A 16937-nucleotide genomic window follows, 5' to 3' on the forward strand; every position below is an offset into this window, starting at 1 on the left:
ACAGCCCAGAAAACCCCAGTCAAGCAATTGACTGGGGTTTTTTGCTTTGGGGCGAATGAACCTGATTGCAAACAGCGTTGTTCTAAAAAATAAGCAGAAACAAAAAAAGCCTGATGGACTCGCGTCCACCGGGCTTTTTTATTTAAGCGCTGATGCTAATCAGGCAGCCAGGCGCTGCTCGATCGCAGCCTTCGTCTGCGGCAATTCCTTGGGCAGATGATGCTCCAGCTGCTTGAACAGCTCTGAATGCAGCTTCAATTCGGCTTCCCAAGCTGCCTTGTCGATGCTGGTCACCGTCGCAAACTGCTCGGCGCTGAAGTCCAGGCCCGTCCAGTTCAGATCTTCATAGCGCGGGCTCACGCCGGTGATGTGCTCGACGCCGTCCTGCTTGTTGCCTTCGACGCGATCGATCATCCACTTCAGGACGCGCATGTTCTCGCCATAACCGGGCCACACGAACTTGCCGTCCGCGCCCTTGCGGAACCAGTTGGTCGTGTAGATCTTGGGCAGCTTGGCGCCAGAGGCTTCCAGCTTCTTGCCCAAGTCGAGCCAGTGCTGGAAGTAGTCGCTCATGTTGTAGCCCATGAACGGCAGCATCGCGAAGGGGTCGCGGCGCACGACGCCTTGCTGGCCGGCGGCGGCGGCGGTCGTTTCCGAGCCCATGGTCGCTGCCATGTACACGCCCTCGACCCAGTTGCGGGCCTCGGTGACCAGAGGCACGGTGGTCGAGCGGCGGCCGCCGAAGATGAAGGCGTCGATGGTCACGCCCTTCGGATCGTCCCAAGCCTCGTCGAGTGCGGGATTATTGGTGGCCGCCACGGTGAAGCGGGCGTTCGGATGAGCGGCCTTGGCGCCGGTTTCCTTGGCGATCTGCGGCGTCCAGTCCTTGCCCTGCCAGTCGATCAGGTGCGCCGGCAGCGCCTTGCCCGGTGCGTCCTGCTCCATGCCTTCCCACCACACGTCGCCGTCGTCCGTCAGCGCGACGTTGGTGAAGATCACGCCGTCGTCGAGGCTGCGCATGCAGTTCGGGTTCGTCAGCATGTTGGTGCCGGGGGCAACGCCGAAATAGCCAGCTTCCGGATTGATGGCACGCAGCGAGCCATCGGCTTGCGGCTTGATCCAGGCGATGTCGTCGCCGATGGTCGTGACCTTCCAGCCTTCGAAACCGGCCGGGGGCACGAGCATCGAGAAATTCGTCTTGCCGCACGCGCTAGGGAATGCGGCCGCCACGTGGTATTTCTTGCCCTCGGGATTGGTCACGCCCAGGATCAGCATGTGTTCGGCCAGCCAGCCTTCGTCGCGGCCCATGTTCGAGGCGATGCGCAGCGCGAAGCACTTCTTGCCCAGAAGTGCGTTGCCGCCGTAGCCGGAGCCGTAGCTCCAGATCTCGCGCGTCTCGGGATAGTGGACGATGTACTTGGTCTTGTTGCAGGGCCAGGAGACATCCTTCTGGCCAGCTTCGAGCGGTGCGCCGACGGTGTGCACGCAAGGCACGAATTCACCGTCGGTGCCCAGCACGTCGTAAACGGCCTTGCCCATGCGGGTCATGATGCGCATGTTGACCGCCACATAGGGCGAGTCGGACAGCTCGATGCCGATGTGCGCAATGGGCGAGCCCAGCGGACCCATGCTGAACGGCACGACATACATCGTGCGGCCCTTCATGCAGCCGTCGAACAGCGGTTGAAGAGTCGCGCGCATCTCGGCGGGCGCCATCCAGTTGTTGGTCGGGCCGGCATTCTCTTTCTGCGCGGAGCAGATGTAGGTCCGATCTTCGACGCGCGCCACGTCGCTCGGATCCGAGATCGCGAGGAACGAGTTGGGGCGCTTGACCGGATTGAGCTTCTTGAACGTGCCTGCATCGACCAGCTGCTGGCAGAGGCGGTCGTATTCTTCCTTGCTGCCGTCGCACCAATGGATGGCTTCGGGTTTGCACAGCGCGGCCATATCGGCCACCCAGGCGATCAGCTTGGCGTTCTTGACGTATGAGGGCGCCTGAATGGTGAGGCCCTTCATCGTGGGTGCGTTCATCGGAAAATCTCCTAAGTTGAAAAATCGTCTTTCCGAACGGGGCGCCGTACCTGCTCAGGCACGGAGGTCCGTTTGAGAAAACGTTTCGCTTCGGGAGACTGCGTCAACGCGGGCCGCACCGCCCGCGGACAAAAGCGGCAATGACTGTCAGCGTCAGGCCATGTACACCGCGATAGACGCCAGCAGCAGCATCAGCACGCCGCCGGCCAGCGGAAGCACCAGCGGCATCAGGTGAACGACCGATTCGACGGCGTCCTTTTCGACGGCAGCGCTGTGGCTGGGCTCGACGGGAGTTGGGTTGGACATCGGGAAGTACCTCGAAGACTCGAATTGACAGACTGAGGGCCATTTTACCGGCGGGTCGCCCTGAACGGCTCTAGGGGCTTCCGAGCCCCCACCGCAGTTCTTGCCGGGGGAGGGTCAATGCTGCTCCTCCGCCTCGAAGCCCGCATCCCTCAGCGCTGTGAGCACGCTTGCCAGGTGCGCGCGTCCACGGGTCTGCAGCACCAGCTCGATGTCGACGTTCTGGGCCGCCAGCATCGTGAACGCGCGCTGGTGATGAACCTCGTCGACGTTAGCGCCCGCTTCCGCCACAGTGGCTGTGATCTGGGCCAGCGAGCCGGGCACATCGCGCGCACTCACGCGCACGCGCGCCAGCCGCCCGGCCCGGACCATGCCTCGTTCGATGATGGCCGCGAGCAGCAGCGGATCGATGTTGCCGCCGGACAGGACCAGCCCCACGCGCTTGCCCTTGAAGCGCTCCGGATGCCGGATCAGCGCCGCCAGCCCCGCCGCGCCGGCCCCCTCGACCAGCGTCTTTTCGATCTCCAGCAGCATCAGGACGCCCTGCTCGATGTCGCCCTCGTCCACCAGCAGCAGGTCGTCGACCTTGCTCGCGATGATTTCCCGGGTCAGCACACCCGGCGTGCCGACCGCGATGCCCTCGGCGATCGTGCTCTTGCCCTGCGCATGATGCGTACCCTTGACCGCGTTGACCATAGCCGGAAAACGCGTGGTCTGCACGCCGACGATCTCGATGCCGGGCTCGCGCTCGCGTGCCGCCACCGCCATGCCGGCGATCAGCCCGCCGCCGCCGACGGCCACCACCAGGGTGTCGAGATCGGGCACCGCGTCGAGCATCTCGAGCGCCACGGTGCCCTGTCCCGCGATGATCGCCTCGTCGTCGTAGGGATGGACGAAGGTCAGTCCTTCGCGCGCCGCAAGCTCCAGGGCATGGGCGCGGGCCGCATCGAGGGTGTCGCCGTGAAGAACCACCTCCGCGCCGAAGCCGCGCGTGCGCTCGATCTTCACGCCGGGGGTGAAGCGCGGCATCACGATGAGCGCGCGCAGGCCGAGCCGCTGCGCGTGATAGGCCACACCCTGCGCATGGTTGCCGGCAGACATGGCGATCACTCCCCGTGTACCGTTCTCGGACAGATCGACCAGCTTGTTGCACGCACCACGTTCCTTGAACGACGATGTGAACTGCAGGTTCTCGAACTTCAGGAACACCTGGGCGCCGACGATCTCCGACAGCGTGCGCGATTCGACGCAGGGCGTATCGAGCACCTGGCCTTGCAGGCGCGCCGCGGCGCGCTGGATTTCTTCGATTCCGACCATGGCGCGCATTGTGGCTGGAATCGCACCATGAGGGTTTTTACCGTTTGCTGGTCTTCCCGAAGCCAAAAGTCTGCGTTATGGTCTCTCCGAGATTTTCCTCGTTGGAGGTTGCCTGATGGCGAAGCGTGCGGGTGTCGATGTGGTGGCTGCTGCGGTGCGCGGGCAGGCATTGCCGTCGCCCGGCCTAAAGGAGGCGCCGGTGCTCGAGCTCATGTGCTCGCACTTCGTGCTGACGCTCGCTGCCAAGCAGGGGCCGCGCTTCAACGTGCGGCGCGACATCAACGGCCTGCTGTCGCTCACGGGCCGGCACCTGGTGTGGCCCGCGGCAGTGCTGCAGCGGCTGCGCGAATTCCTCGGGCGGCGCTGCGCCGGCAACGAGGCATGGAAGGGCGTCGAAGACTTCGACGGCCGCACGCTGCTGGAACGCCACGGCGTGTGGCGCGGTCCGTACGAAGAGGGCACGTTGTTCTTCTACCTCGATGAATACGCCAAGGACCAGCCCAAGGACCTGCTCTCGGTGCTGGCCGTCACGCGCGACTGGCTCACGCATGCACTGCGCAAGCAGTCGACATTGGTCGAGAAGAACATCGACGCGCTCGCGGGCCTGCTTCAGCTCAACAAGGCCGAGCGTGCGCTGCTGCTGTACGGCACGCTCGCGCGCTACCAGCGCGACCTGCGTTCGCTGCTGGTCGAGTTCAAGGTCAACAACGCCCCCGAGGCCTATGCCGCCATCGCCGACATCGCGGGCGTGAATGCGAGCGAAGTCGGCGAGGCGCTGCGCGCGGGTTCGCGGCTCGAACGCATCGGCCTCGTCGAAAACCTCATCTCCGAGCACAACATCACCGACCTCGCCGACCTCATGAAGGTCAGCGAGAAGCTGCCGCCGGTGCTCATGCGCGAGTACCGCGACCACAACGAGCTGATGGCCGTGTTCACGCGGCCCTCGGCCAAGAGCGCGCTGACGCCGCACGACTTCTCGTTCGTGCAGGAAGACGCGCAGATGCTCGTCACGCTGCTGCGCGCCGCCGTCGCGCGCAAGGAGCCCGGCGTCAACGTGCTGCTCTACGGCCCCCCGGGCACCGGCAAGACCGAGCTGGCCAAGGTCGTCGCACAAGCGGCGGGGCTGGAGCTCTTCGAAGTCGAATACGCCGACCGCGACGGCAACTCGCTCAGCGGGCGCGACCGCTACCGCTCGCTGCAGATCGCGCAGGTGTTCCTCAAGGGCAGCGCGCAGGCGGCCTTGCTGTTCGACGAGGTCGAGGACGTCTTCCCGCCCATCAGCACGGAGGCTGCGCAGTTCATGGCGCGCGCGGAGCAGATTCCCGCGCCCACCAGCGGCAGCGTCAGCGGCAAGGCCTGGGTCAACCAGATCCTCGAGGCCAACCCCGTGCCCACGCTGTGGGTCACCAACCGCATCGAGCAGATCGATCCGGCTTTCCGTCGCCGCTTTGCCTACCACCTAGAACTCAAGTCGCCGCCGCCCGGCGCGCGCGAGCAGCTCGTGAAGAAGACGCTCGAAGGCGTGGTCGTGTCCGAGGCCTTCACCGCCAAGCTGGCCGAGCGCAAGGGCCTCACGCCCGCGCAGATCCGCACCGCCGTGCGCTTCGCAGGGCTCGCGAAGACCGACGACGCCTCCGTCGAGGCGCTCATCGAGCGCCAGCTGCGCAATGCCGACCTCGCGCTCGGCACGCTCGACACCGGCCGCGGCGAGCGCCGCAGCGTCACCACCTACGACCTCGACATGCTCAATGTCGAAACCCGCTTCGAGATACCGCGCATCGTCCAGGCGCTGAAGGCGCGCGGCCACGGCACGCTGTGCTTCTACGGCGCGCCCGGCACCGGCAAGACCGCGCTGGCCGAACACATCGCCAAGGCCCTGGCCCGGCCGCTCATCATCAAGCAGGCCAGCGACCTCATGAGCAAGTACGTCGGCGAGACCGAGCAGAACATGGCCGCCATGTTCCGCGAGGCCGAGAACGAAAAGGCCGTGCTGCTGCTCGACGAGGCCGACAGCTTCCTGCAGGACCGCCGAGGCGCGCAGCGCACCTACGAGGTCACCGAGGTCAACGAGATGCTGCAGGGAATGGAGCGCTTCAACGGCGTCTTCGTCTGCACCACCAACCTGCTCGAGCGGCTCGACCAGGCGGCGCTGCGGCGCTTCACCTTCAAGATCAAGTTCATGCCGCTTACCTCCGCGCAGCGCGAACGCATGTTCGTGACCGAGGCGCTGGCGGGCGATGCCGGGCGCATCACGGGCGCCATGCAGGCGCGGCTCGCGCAATTGACACAGCTGTGCCCAGGGGATTTCGCGGCGGTGAAACGGCAGACCGATATTCTCGCGACCGAGTTCTCCGCGGACGAATTCCTCGACCAGCTCGAGGCCGAGCACCGCATCAAGCCCGAAGTGCGCGAGTCCCGCGGCATGGGCTTCCTGCAGTAGCCGCGGACGGCGGATAGAAGAACCGGGTTCGAAACCCGCAGGAGCGCTTGGAAGGCGAGCCTTCGCCCTCCAAGCGGAACACCCGTCCGCCGGCGCGGACACGAGGAGGAGCAGCAGATGGAATTTCGCAAGGTCGACGTGCGGCGCTCGCCGCGGTCAGGGGCGTGGGCGGCATGTGCGGCGCTTGCGGCGGCTTGCCTCGTGGCAGCCTGCGGCGGGGGAGGCGGAGGAGGTGGCGGCGGCGGCGGCGGCTTGCCGATCGGTCTCGTGCCCGTTGCCACGCCCCCCGTCACCACGCCGCCCGCCAGCAACAGCACGGGCATCGTGCCATCGTCATCGGTCGCCGGCCTCTGCGCCGCGCCGCGCACCGGCACCAATCCGGAGACCGGCCGGGCCTATCCCGACAGCGCCGGCTCCCTGGACAACGAGAAGAGCTGGGTGCGCGCCTGGATCGACGAGACCTACCTCTGGTACAGCGAAGTGCCGGCCACGCTCAAGGCTTCCGACTACGCCACGCCCGTCGCATGGTTCAACGTGCTCAAGACGCCACTCACCACGTCGTCGGGCAGGCCCAAGGACCGCTTCCACTTCGTGTACGACACCGAGGCATACCGCCAGCTCTCGCAGGGCGGCGTGTCGGTCAGCTACGGCGCGGAGTTCGTTTCCATCGCCACCAGCCCGCCGCGCGAACTGCGCGTGGTCCTCGTCGAGCCCGGCTCGCCTGCCGACCTCGCCGGGCTTAAGCGCGGCGCCAGGCTGCTGAGCGTGGACGGCGTCGATTTCGTCAATGCGACCGGAGCCGCCAACGCCGCCACGATCAACAACGCGCTCTCGCCGAAGACCGTGGGCGAGTCGCACAACTTCACGTTCAAGCTGGGCAGCGATCCTGCCGTTTCCTACAACCTGAAAGCGGCCAACGTCACGAGCACGCCGGTGCAGAACGTCAAGTCCATCGACGTGGGCGGCGGCAACCACGTGGGCTACATGCTGTTCAACGACCACATCACGACGTCCGAGCAGCAGCTCATCGACGCGGTGAACTTTCTCAAGACCGGGCCGGGCATCCAGGACCTCGTGCTCGACATGCGCTACAACGGCGGCGGCCAGCTCGCCATTGCCAGCCGGCTGGCCTACATGATCGCCGCGCCGTCGGCCACGGCGGGCAAGACCTTCGAGCTGCTGACCTTCAACGACAAGAACCCGTTCCGCCTCTCGGTGGCGCAGAGCCTGATGCCGTTCTACAGCACCAGCCGCATCGGCGCGGCGCTGCCGTCGCTCGGCCTGTCGCGGGTGACCGTGCTGACCAGCCCCGACACCTGCTCGGCCAGCGAGTCGGTCATCAACAGCCTGCGCGGCGTGGGTGTGACGGTCAACCTCGTCGGCGGCACCACCTGCGGCAAGCCCTACGGCTTCTACCCGCAGGACAACTGCGGCACCACCTACTTCGCGATCCAGGTCAAGGGCGTGAACCAGCAGGGCTTCGGCGACTACGGCGACGGCTTCGCGCCCAACTGCGCCGTGGCCGACGACTACGACCACCAGCTCGGCGACCCGAACGAAGCCCGGCTGGCCGCGGCCCTCGCGCTGCGCAGCGGAGGCTCCTGCCCCGTGCCGATGGCCAAGGCCATGGCGCGCGGCATGGAGAAGGCCGAGCCGGCCGAAGCCGAGACGCCTTTCCTGATCGACCAGTCGCCGCTGCGCCGCAACCGCCTGCTCGACTTCGCCCCCAGCCCGGGCTGACCTTCCACCCCGCCTCGCGGAAAACCCTGAGCCGGAGCGCTTGCCACGCTGCCGGCTTGCGCCCTAAAGTTTGGCAAACGTTTGCGCAAACCTTTGCGAAACGTTTGTATTTCAGATTTTCTCGACTGAAAACCAAACGCTTAGGAGAAGCAGATGCGCAAATGGATCGGGACGATGTTCATCGTCGTCATCGCGGTGCTGGCTGGTTGCGGTGGTGGCGGCGGGGGAGGCGGAGGCATCGGCCTCGGCCCGGGCTTCGGTGGCATGCCCGCGCCCACCGCGCAGAAGATCATCATCGACAGCGACTACAACACCATGAGCGACGACGGCCAGCTCGGCGTCATGGCCGCGCAGCTGCAGGCGCAGGGCAAGGTGCAGGTCATGGGCATCAGCGTGGTTTCGGGCAACCAGTGGCTCAGGCAGGGCGTGGCCGATGCGCTGAAGTCGGTCGAGCGGCTCGGCGTGGGCGAGCGCATCGGCGTCTACGTGGGAGCCAACTACGCGCTCAACCACACCTATGCCGACGTGCAGGCCGAGCTGGCCGCGGGTGCCGGCGGCGACGGCTACCTGGGCGCCTGGGGCGGACCGGAGCCCAGGACCGACGCCGACCTCAAGCCCTCGCCCGACGGCTTTGCCACCCACACCGTGGCGCAGCGCAAGGGCGCGGTCGATTTCATCGTCGACACGGTGAAGGCCAACCCCGGCGAGATCACCATCCTGGCCATCGGCCCGCTCACCAACATCGCGCTCGCGGTCAAGCAGAACCCGGAGATCGTGCCGCTCATCAAGCAGATCATCTACATGGGCGGCGCCATCGACGTGCCGGGCAACACCACCAAGGCGGCGGAATTCAACTGGTGGTTCGACCCCGACGCCGCGCAGTTCGTGGTGCGCCTGCCGATCCCGCAGGTGGTGGTGCCGCTGGACGTGACCGACACCGTGTTCCTCACCAAGCCCATCTACGACCGCATCGCGCACCCGGCCAAGCCCACGGCCGTGACCGACGTGTTCCAGAAGCTCAACGGCTATGGCTTCGACGGCAAGAACGGCTTCGAGACCAATCCGAACTACACCCAGAACATCTGGGACACCCTCACGCTGGCCTACCTGATCGACCCGAGCTACGCCACCCAGACGGTCGACCGCTACGTCGACGTGATCGCCAGGCCCGGCGCGCCCGACAACGGCCGCTCCATCGGCTATTCCTCGCAGCCTTCAGGCCCCACGCTGCAGAAGATGACGGTGGTGAAGAAGTTCGACAACGCGCGCTTCTTCGAGCTCTATGTCGACCTGCTGACGCGGCCGGTACCCATCACGCTGCCGGCGGCGAACTGAACGGTTCCATAAGCCACACTTATCCAAACACAACCGGGAGATACCTTCCAGGCAGGCGCCGTCCTTCGGATACTCGCCCACGTCCGCAACCTCGCGGACGCACAACGATTCCACCAGAGACAACGCCGTGCCCTCCGCCGCCATCACCGCCGTCGACAGCCATGCCCATGTGTTCGTGCGCGGCCTGCCCCTGGCGGCGACGCGCCGGCATGCGCCCGACTACGACGCCACGCTGGATGAATATCTCGGGTTTCTCGATGCGCACGGCGTCTCGCACGGCGTGCTGGTGCAGCCCAGCTTTCTCGGCACCGACAACCGCTTCCTGATCGACGCGCTGCATGCGTGCCCGGAGCGCCTGCGCGGCGTTGCCGTGGTCGACCCGGGGGTGGATGACGCCACGCTGCAGGCGATGGCCGCCGCCGGTGTCTGCGGCATCCGCCTCAACCTCGTGGGCATGCCGCTGCCCGATTTCTCGCAGCCCGGCTGGCGGCGGCTCTTCGCCCGCGTGCGCGCATTGGACTGGCATGTGGAGCTGCACCGCGAATCGCGCGACCTGCCTCTGGCCGCGCAAGCCGTGCTCGACGCCGGCTGCGCGCTGGTGGTGGACCACTTCGGCCGGCCCGCATCGGCGCCTGCATCTTCCGACGAAGGCTTTGCCTGGCTGCTCGATGCCGCGGCCTGCGGGCGCGTCTGGGTGAAGCTCTCGGCCGCCTATCGCAACTGGCCCGTGGCCTCCGAAGCCGCCGCCGCCCGCGATGCCGCCCAGGCGCTGCTGAAGGCCTTCGGCCCCGATCGCCTGGTGTGGGGCAGCGACTGGCCGCACACCCAGCACCGCGAGATTGCCGACTACGCCGCCGCCCATGCGGCGCTGGCCGACTGGGTGCCCGACGCCGCCGCGCGGCGCCGCATCCTGGTCGAGACGCCCGCCAGGTTGTTCAAGTTCAAGACAGGAGACATCGACAAATGACCAACGAAATTCCGCGCGCGCGACTGCTGCGCGCCATTCCCCTCGCCCTCGCGGGCGCGGCCCTGTTGCTGAGCGGCATCTGCGCCCATGCCGAGACATGGCCTTCCAAGCCGGTGCGGCTGGTCGTCAGCTATCCGCCGGGCGGCACGGTCGAAGCGGTGGCGCGCATCGTCGCGCCCAAGCTGTCGGTGAAGCTGGGCCAGCCGGTGGCGATCGACAACCGCGGCGGTGCCGGTGGCGCCATCGGCGGCGACCTCGTCGCCAAGAGCGCGCCCGACGGCTACACCGTGCTGCTCGACGCCTCCAACCATGCGCAGAACCCGGCGCTGCGCAAGATGCCCTTCGACACCCTGCGCGAACTGGCGCCGGTGTCGCTGCTGGTGAGGGTGCCCAACGTGCTGGTGGTGAACCCGTCGGCGCCGATCAAGAGCGTGGCCGACCTGATCGCGCAGGCCAGGGCGAAGCCGGGCGCCATCAACTACGCCTCGTCGGGCAACGGCTCGGCGCAGCATCTGGCGGGCGAGCTGTTCGCCTCGATGGCCGGCGTGCAGATGACGCACGTGGCCTACAAGGGCGGCGGTCCCGCGCTCACCGACGTGATGTCGGGGCATGTGCCGGTGTTCTTCGCCAGCCTGGCTTCGAGCCTGCCCTTCATCAAGGACGGCAAGCTGCGCCCGCTGGCCGTGACCGGCAAGGCGCGCGCGCCGGCCCTGCCGCAGCTGCCCACCGTGGCCGAGGCCGGCCTGCCCGGCTACGAGGTCTACGAATGGAACGCGGTGTTCGTGCCGGCGGGCACGCCCGCGCCTGTGGCCGAACGGCTCTCGAAGGAGTTCGCGGCCACGCTCAAGGACCCCGAGGTGCGCAGCCGGCTCGAAGCGCTGGGCGCCGAGGTGATCGGCTCCAGCCCCGCCGAACTCGACGGCTTCCGCCGCGCCGAGATCGCCAAGTGGACCAAGCTCGCGAAGGACAACAGGATCCAGATGGATTGACGTCAGCCGCGCAGCATCGCCGCGAATGCATCGGCAAAGGTCGGCCGCGAGCGCGCCAGCCACAGCGCCGACAGTTCGAAGGGCGGCAAGCCCGCGCCGTCGCGCACCTCGGCATAGCGCACGCCCTCGTGCCGCAGCGCGCGCACCGAGCGCGGCAGCAGCGACCAGCCCAGCCCCGCCGCCACGCATGACAGCACCGTCAGCGTGCGGTTGGCGTCCTGCACCACCCGCGTCTCGTGGCCGGCGCGGCGCAGCGCACCCAGCAGCTGCGCGCGCAGGGCGGGAATCTGCTGCTCCGGGAACCACACCAGCCCGTGCCGCGCGATGTCGGCGAGCGACACGCAGCCGTCCGCGTCCAGCGGCCATGCGGCCGGCAGCGCGGCGATCAGCGACTCCTCGCCCAGCCGCAGCTCGTGCACCCGGGCCGACACCGACACCGGCGGATGCAGCAGCGCGATGTCGATGCGCCCGCCCTCCAGCGCCGCCACCTGCTCGGCATTGCTCATCTCGCGCAGCACCACGTCGAGTTGCGGATGCCCGGCGCGCAGCCGGCGCAGCGCGTTCGGCAGCACCTCGTAGACCGCGTGCGTCACGAAGCCGATCGTGAGCCGGCCCGCGCGCCCGGCGCCCATTGCGCGTGCGCGCTCGGCGGCCGTGTCGCCGTAGGCCAGGCTGGCGCGCATGTCGTCGATGACGGCCAGGCCCGCGTCGGTCAGCGCGGCGCCGCGGCGCGAGCGCGTGAACAGCCGCGTGCCGAGTTCCTGCTCCAGCCGGTTCAGCGTCTGCGTGAGTGCCGGCTGTGCCAGGCCCAGCCGCTCGGCCGCCTTGGTGAGACTGCCGGCTTCGGCAATCGCGACGACGCAGCGCATCTGCCGGGTGTCCAAGGCGGCGCTCTCTTTTGCGTCAGAACGCTTCGCAGACCCGCAGCACTTCGGACCCGTAGGCCTCGAGCTTCTTGGTGCCGATCCCGCTGATGCCCTGCAGGTCTTCGAGCGTCGCCGGCGCGCGCTCGGCAATGGCCGCCAGCGTGGCGTCGTGGAAGATCACGTAGGCCGGCAGGTTGTGTTCCTTCGCCACCTCGGCACGCCAGGCCTTGAGCGCCTCGAAGCGCTTCTTGCCGGTGTCGTCGAGCTTGGCGGCGGCGGGCGAGGGCGCGCCCTTGACGGTCTTCTCGCGCCGGGACTTGCGCTCCGCCGGCGACGACACCGATTCGCGCAGCGTCACCTGCGCCTCGCCCTTGAGCACGGCGCGCGAGCCTTCGGTGAGCTTCAGCGTGTTGAACGCCTCCGCGTCCACCGCCAGCGCGCCGGTGGCGATCAGCTGGCGCAGCACGCCGCGCAGCTGCACCTCGCTGAACTCCGCGCCGATGCCGAAGGTACTGACCCGCTCGTGCCCGAACTGCTTGACCTTCTCGGTGGCCTTGCCGCGCAGGATGTCCATGATGTGCCCCGCGCCGAAGCTGATGCCGCTCAGCTGCTGCACGCGGTAGATGGTGCTCAGCAGCTTGCGCGCGGCATCGGTGCCGTCCCACACCTGCGGCGGGTTCAGGCAGTTGTCGCAGTTGCCGCAGGGCGTGCTCTTCTCGCCGAAGTAGCCCAGCAGGCGCACGCGGCGGCAGTCGCTGGCCTCGGCCAGCGAGAGCAGCGCGTCGAGCTTGCCGCGCATCACCTGCTTGAACTCTTCGCCGGCGGGGCTCTCGTCGATCATGCGGCGCTGGTTCACCACGTCCTGCAGGCCGTAGGCCATCCAGGCGTCGGCCGGGCCGCCGTCGCGGCCGGCGCGGCCGGTTTCCTGGTAGTAGCCCTCGATGTTCTTCGGCATGTCGAGGTGGCCGACGAAGCGCACGTCGGGCTTGTCGATGCCCATGCCGAAGGCGATGGTCGCGACCATCACGATGCCTTCCTCGCGCAGGAAGCGGTCCTGGTGCTTCTGGCGCACCGCCGCGTCCAGGCCCGCGTGATAGGGCAGGGCGTTGATGCCCGCGTCGCGCAGCGTCACCGCCACGTCTTCCACCCGCTTGCGCGACTGGCAATAGACCACGCCGGCGTCGCCTTCGTGCTCGCGCTCGATGAAGCGCAGCAGCTGCGTGGTGGCGTCTTTCTTCTCGACGATGGTGTAGCGGATGTTCGGCCGGTCGAAGCTGGAGACGAACTGGCGCGCCTCTTCCAGCTGCAGCCGCTCGACGATGTCGGCCCGCGTGAGCGCGTCGGCCGTGGCCGTGAGCGCGATGCGCGGCACGCCCGCATAGCGCTCGTGCAGCACGGTGAGCGCGCGGTACTCGGGGCGGAAGTCGTGGCCCCACTGGCTCACGCAATGCGCCTCGTCGATGGCGAAGAGCGACAGCTTGCCGCGCTCCTTGAGCGAATCGAGCTGCGACAGGAAGCGCGGCGTGTTCACCCGCTCGGGCGCCGCGTACAGCAGCGTGATTTCGCCGCGCAGCATGCGGCGCTCCACGTCCTGCGTTTCTTCCCAGTCGAGCGTGGAATTGAGAAAGGCCGCGCTCACGCCGGCCTCGTGCAGCGCGCCCACCTGGTCGTGCATGAGCGCGATCAGCGGCGACACCACGATCGCCACGCCTTGCCCCGCGCGCTGCCTGGCGATGGCGGGAATCTGGTAGCACAGCGACTTGCCGCCGCCGGTGGGCATCAGCACCAGCGCGTCGCCGCCGCCCACCACGTGGTCGACGATGTCCTGCTGGGCCCCCCGGAACTGCGAATAGCCGAAGACCTCGTGGAGGATGTCGGCGGGAGCGCTGCTGCCGGAGGCGTCGATGGGGCGGGGAGCGAGAGAGGACACAGGCGGGGGAGTGAGGGGCGGAAAGTGGCTGAGGGGCGCGGGCCGTCGATTGTCCCCCAGTGGCACCCGAGTGGCCGTGGCACGAGGTTTGCAATGGTCGCCCCCGTCCCGCGCTCTTTCTTGTCTAGACAGCAAATCGGTGCATTTCCCAAGGGAGTGCACCAAAAATGACCTTCCGGGTTATCCTGTATATACAAGTTGGGGCGCTTGGCAACAATGCGAGGCGCGCGCAGCCCGGTCATCCGGCCCGCCGCCGAGCCTTTTTCCAAAGAACAGACCCAGGAGTACCCATGGTCAAGAAGACGGTAGTTGTGAAAGTCGCTTCGCTGCTGGCAGCAGGTGCATGTGCAGCGGGCATGGCCGGAACGGCCGCCGCCCAGGAAACGAAGATTGCGCTCGGCATGTCGGGCTGGACCGGCTTCGCGCCGCTCTCGCTGGCCGACAAGGCCGGCATCTTCAAGAAGAACGGGCTCGACGTCGAACTCAAGATGATCCCGCAGAAGGACCGCCACCTGGCGCTGGCCTCCGGCGCCATCCAGTGCGCGGCCACCACGGTGGAAACGCACGTGGCCTGGAACGCCAACGGCGTGCCCATCGTGCAGATCTTCCAGATGGACAAGTCCTATGGCGCCGACGGCCTTGCGGTGCGCGGCGACGTCAGCAAGTTCTCCGACCTCAAGGGCAAGACCATCGGCGTGGACGCACCCGGCACCGCGCCCTACTTCGGCCTGGCCTGGATGCTCAGCAAGAACGGCATGACGCTGAAGGACGTGAAGACCACCACGCTGTCGCCGCAGGCTTCGGCCCAGGCTTTCGTGGCCGGCCAGAACGACGCCGCCATGACCTACGAGCCGTACCTCTCGACCGTGCGCGCCAACCCCGCCGCCGGCAAGATCCTGGCCACCACGCTCGACTACCCGATGGTGATGGACACCGTCGGCTGCGCGCCCACCTGGCTCAAGGCCAATGCCAAGGCTGCCGCCGCGCTCACCAAGTCGTACTTCGACGCGCTGGACATGATCAAGGCAGAGCCCGAGAAGTCGAACGAACTCATGGGCTCCGCCGTGAAGCAGAGCGGCGAGCAGTTCGCCAAGTCGTCGGCCTTCCTGCGCTGGCAGGACAAGGCGGCCAACCAGAAGTTCTTTGCGGGCGAGCTCACCAGCTTCATGAAGGAGGCCACGCCCATCCTTCTGGAAGCCGGCGTGATCCGCAAGGCGCCTGAAGATCTGTCCGTGACCTTCGATGCAAGCTTCGTCAAGTAAGGCCATGCCGCAGATGGCGCAGGCGCCGTCCGCTGCCGTGCCGGTGCCCGCGCGCCGCCGCGCGCTCGCGCCGCTCGAACCCATCGGCACGCGTGCGCGCGTGCTGCTGGGGCTCGCGTTCTTCGTCGTCTTCGTGCTGGTGTGGGCCGTGGCCACGCTCGGCGGCTTCGTGCCGCCGACCTTCCTGGCGAGCCCGCCGACCATGGTCAAGGAAGGCTGGCTGCTCTTCACCGAGTACGGCTTCATCGGCGACATCGGCATGACCGTGTGGCGCGTGTTCGGCGGCTTCCTGCTGGCGGCCGTGTTCGCGGTGCCGCTGGGCATTGCCATGGGCACATGGAAAACGGTGGAAGCCTTCTTCGAGCCCTTCGTCTCGTTCTGCCGCTACCTGCCGGCCTCGGCCTTCATTCCGCTGCTCATCCTGTGGGCGGGCCTGGGCGAAATGCAGAAGCTGCTGGTGATCTTCATCGGCTCGTTCTTCCAGATCGTGCTGATGGTGGCCGTCACCGTGGGCGGCGCGCGGCGCGACCTCGTCGAAGCGGCCTACACGCTGGGCGCCAACAGCCGCGGCATCGTGGCGCGCGTGCTCATTCCGGGCGCCGCGCCGGGCATCGCGGAAACTCTGCGCCTGGTGCTGGGCTGGGCGTGGACCTACGTGATCGTGGCGGAGCTGATCGGCTCCTCGTCGGGCATCGGCCACATGATCACCGACAGCCAGGCGCTGCTGAACACCGGCCAGATCATCTTCGGGATCATCGTGATCGGCGTCATCGGCCTGTTGTCCGACTTCGCCTTCAAGGCATTGAACCGCCGTCTGTTCGCATGGGCCGCACTGTGAAGAACCAACTTTCCATCCAGGGCGTCTCGCGCGTCTTCACCGGCAGCAAGGGCCAGCGCACGCAGGCGCTGCAGCCGATCGACTTCGAGGTGAAGGAGAACGACTTCGTCACCATCCTCGGCCCATCGGGTTGCGGCAAGTCGACGCTGCTGCGCATCGTCGCGGGGCTCGACTTCCCGACCACCGGCCAGGTGCTGCTCGACGGCCAGCGCATCGAAGGCCCGGGCGCCGATCGCGGCGTGGTGTTCCAGAGCTACACGCTGTTCCCGTGGCTCACGGTGGCGCAGAACATCCGCTTCGGCCTGCGCGAGCGCGGCATGAGCGAGGCCGAGCAGAAGGAGCGCAGCGAGTTCTTCATCGCCAAGGTCGGGCTGCGCGGCTTCGAGCACCATTTTCCGAAGCAGCTTTCGGGCGGCATGCAGCAGCGCACGGCGATTGCGCGCGCGCTGGCCAACGACCCCAAGATGCTGCTGCTCGACGAGCCTTTCGGCGCGCTCGACAACCAGACGCGCGTGCTGATGCAGGAGTTGCTGCTGGGCATCTGGGAGTCGGCGCAGAAGACGGTGCTGTTCGTCACGCACGACATCGACGAAGCCATCTTCATGGCCAACCGCGTGGCGGTGTTCAGCGCGCGGCCGGGGCGCATCAAGACGGAGATCGCGGTCGACTTCCCGCATCCGCGCAGCTACACGATCAAGACGTCGCCGGAGTTCATGGAAATCAAGGCGCGGCTGACGGAAGAGATCCGCGCCGAGTCGATGGCTGCGGCCGAGCACTGACATGAACCTTGGCTTTTCTGTTCTTCGCGTTGTGTGTGGGAGGCGCTGTTCGGGGCGCGCTCACGCCGACGGGGTGCCTTGCTCCGCGAATGTCCCCCGGCCTTCGGCCTCCTCCTTTATTTCGCTGCGCAAGGCACCCC

The 16937-nt window shown here is 67.4% G+C and carries 13 protein-coding genes; 8 read left to right on the forward strand and 5 right to left on the reverse strand.

The window, feature by feature from the left end; all coding sequences use genetic code 11:
• Positions 1–159: 159 nt before the first annotated feature.
• From QRN67_RS10050 to QRN67_RS10060, 3 genes are all read right to left on the reverse strand, one after another.
• The gene (locus QRN67_RS10050) at positions 160–2031 is read right to left on the reverse strand and encodes a phosphoenolpyruvate carboxykinase (GTP) (RefSeq protein ID WP_081271425.1); all 1872 of its coding nucleotides are present in this window, start codon (positions 2029–2031) and stop codon (positions 160–162) included.
• 153 nt (positions 2032–2184) lie between these two features.
• Complete coding sequence (locus QRN67_RS10055) at positions 2185–2337, reverse strand: hypothetical protein (RefSeq protein ID WP_172839973.1); 153 nt, start codon at positions 2335–2337, stop codon at positions 2185–2187.
• A gap of 114 nt (positions 2338–2451) precedes the next feature.
• Positions 2452–3651 carry a threonine ammonia-lyase gene (locus tag QRN67_RS10060; RefSeq protein ID WP_285411644.1) on the reverse strand — a complete coding sequence of 400 codons (1200 nt, stop codon included), beginning with the start codon at positions 3649–3651 and terminating at the stop codon, positions 2452–2454.
• A 115-nt stretch (positions 3652–3766) separates the two neighbouring features.
• Here QRN67_RS10060 and QRN67_RS10065 point away from each other — a divergent pair, with 115 nt between their 5' ends.
• From QRN67_RS10065 to QRN67_RS10085, 5 genes are all read left to right on the forward strand, one after another.
• Complete coding sequence (locus QRN67_RS10065) at positions 3767–6091, forward strand: ATP-binding protein (RefSeq protein ID WP_081271423.1); 2325 nt, start codon at positions 3767–3769, stop codon at positions 6089–6091.
• Positions 6092–6208: 117 nt separating this feature from the next.
• The gene (locus QRN67_RS10070) at positions 6209–7831 is read left to right on the forward strand and encodes a S41 family peptidase (RefSeq protein ID WP_285411645.1); all 1623 of its coding nucleotides are present in this window, start codon (positions 6209–6211) and stop codon (positions 7829–7831) included.
• 153 nt (positions 7832–7984) lie between these two features.
• Positions 7985–9166, forward strand: coding sequence for a nucleoside hydrolase (locus tag QRN67_RS10075; RefSeq protein ID WP_285411646.1), 1182 nt, complete (start codon positions 7985–7987; stop codon positions 9164–9166).
• Between the two features lie 127 nt (positions 9167–9293).
• Complete coding sequence (locus QRN67_RS10080; RefSeq protein WP_285411647.1) at positions 9294–10133, forward strand: amidohydrolase family protein; 840 nt, start codon at positions 9294–9296, stop codon at positions 10131–10133.
• Entirely contained in the window at positions 10130–11122 is a 993-nt protein-coding gene (locus QRN67_RS10085; RefSeq protein ID WP_285411648.1) for a tripartite tricarboxylate transporter substrate binding protein, read from the forward strand. Before QRN67_RS10080 ends, QRN67_RS10085 begins: the two co-directional genes overlap by 4 nt.
• Before the next feature lie 2 nt (positions 11123–11124).
• On the opposite strand, the gene QRN67_RS10090 is transcribed toward QRN67_RS10085, so the two are convergent.
• Both QRN67_RS10090 and recQ read right to left on the reverse strand, forming a co-directional pair.
• Positions 11125–12006 (reverse strand): LysR family transcriptional regulator, encoded by an 882-nt coding sequence (locus tag QRN67_RS10090; protein ID WP_285411649.1) that lies wholly within the window; start codon positions 12004–12006, stop codon positions 11125–11127.
• A 19-nt stretch (positions 12007–12025) separates the two neighbouring features.
• Positions 12026–13918: a DNA helicase RecQ gene (recQ, locus tag QRN67_RS10095; RefSeq protein ID WP_081271418.1), complete on the reverse strand. Its 1893-nt coding sequence runs from the start codon at positions 13916–13918 to the stop codon at positions 12026–12028.
• 290 nt (positions 13919–14208) lie between these two features.
• On the opposite strand from recQ, the gene QRN67_RS10100 reads away from it, so the two are divergent.
• From QRN67_RS10100 to QRN67_RS10110, 3 genes are read left to right on the forward strand one after another with little or no spacing between them, the layout of a single operon-like run.
• Entirely contained in the window at positions 14209–15180 is a 972-nt protein-coding gene (locus QRN67_RS10100; protein WP_081271417.1) for an ABC transporter substrate-binding protein, read from the forward strand.
• The gene (locus QRN67_RS10105; RefSeq protein ID WP_172839971.1) at positions 15161–16018 is read left to right on the forward strand and encodes an ABC transporter permease; all 858 of its coding nucleotides are present in this window, start codon (positions 15161–15163) and stop codon (positions 16016–16018) included. Before QRN67_RS10100 ends, QRN67_RS10105 begins: the two co-directional genes overlap by 20 nt.
• Positions 16003–16797 carry an ABC transporter ATP-binding protein gene (locus tag QRN67_RS10110; RefSeq protein ID WP_285411650.1) on the forward strand — a complete coding sequence of 265 codons (795 nt, stop codon included), beginning with the start codon at positions 16003–16005 and terminating at the stop codon, positions 16795–16797. Before QRN67_RS10105 ends, QRN67_RS10110 begins: the two co-directional genes overlap by 16 nt.
• Positions 16798–16937: the final 140 nt, after the last annotated feature.

This window comes from Variovorax sp. efr-133-TYG-130 (genome assembly GCF_030208835.1).
Lineage (GTDB): Bacteria > Pseudomonadota > Gammaproteobacteria > Burkholderiales > Burkholderiaceae_C > Variovorax.

Excerpts from the sequence above, each read along its gene's own strand:
- QRN67_RS10050 (WP_081271425.1), bottom strand. The coding sequence starts at position 2,031 with ATGAACGCACCCACGATGAAGGGCCTCACCATTCAGGCGCCCTCATAC.
- QRN67_RS10055 (WP_172839973.1), bottom strand. The coding sequence starts at position 2,337 with ATGTCCAACCCAACTCCCGTCGAGCCCAGCCACAGCGCTGCCGTCGAA.
- QRN67_RS10060 (WP_285411644.1), bottom strand. The coding sequence starts at position 3,651 with ATGGTCGGAATCGAAGAAATCCAGCGCGCCGCGGCGCGCCTGCAAGGC.
- QRN67_RS10065 (WP_081271423.1), top strand. The coding sequence starts at position 3,767 with ATGGCGAAGCGTGCGGGTGTCGATGTGGTGGCTGCTGCGGTGCGCGGG.
- QRN67_RS10070 (WP_285411645.1), top strand. The coding sequence starts at position 6,209 with ATGGAATTTCGCAAGGTCGACGTGCGGCGCTCGCCGCGGTCAGGGGCG.
- QRN67_RS10075 (WP_285411646.1), top strand. The coding sequence starts at position 7,985 with ATGCGCAAATGGATCGGGACGATGTTCATCGTCGTCATCGCGGTGCTG.
- QRN67_RS10085 (WP_285411648.1), top strand. The coding sequence starts at position 10,130 with ATGACCAACGAAATTCCGCGCGCGCGACTGCTGCGCGCCATTCCCCTC.
- QRN67_RS10100 (WP_081271417.1), top strand. The coding sequence starts at position 14,209 with ATGGTCAAGAAGACGGTAGTTGTGAAAGTCGCTTCGCTGCTGGCAGCA.
- QRN67_RS10105 (WP_172839971.1), top strand. The coding sequence starts at position 15,161 with ATGCAAGCTTCGTCAAGTAAGGCCATGCCGCAGATGGCGCAGGCGCCG.
- QRN67_RS10110 (WP_285411650.1), top strand. The coding sequence starts at position 16,003 with ATGGGCCGCACTGTGAAGAACCAACTTTCCATCCAGGGCGTCTCGCGC.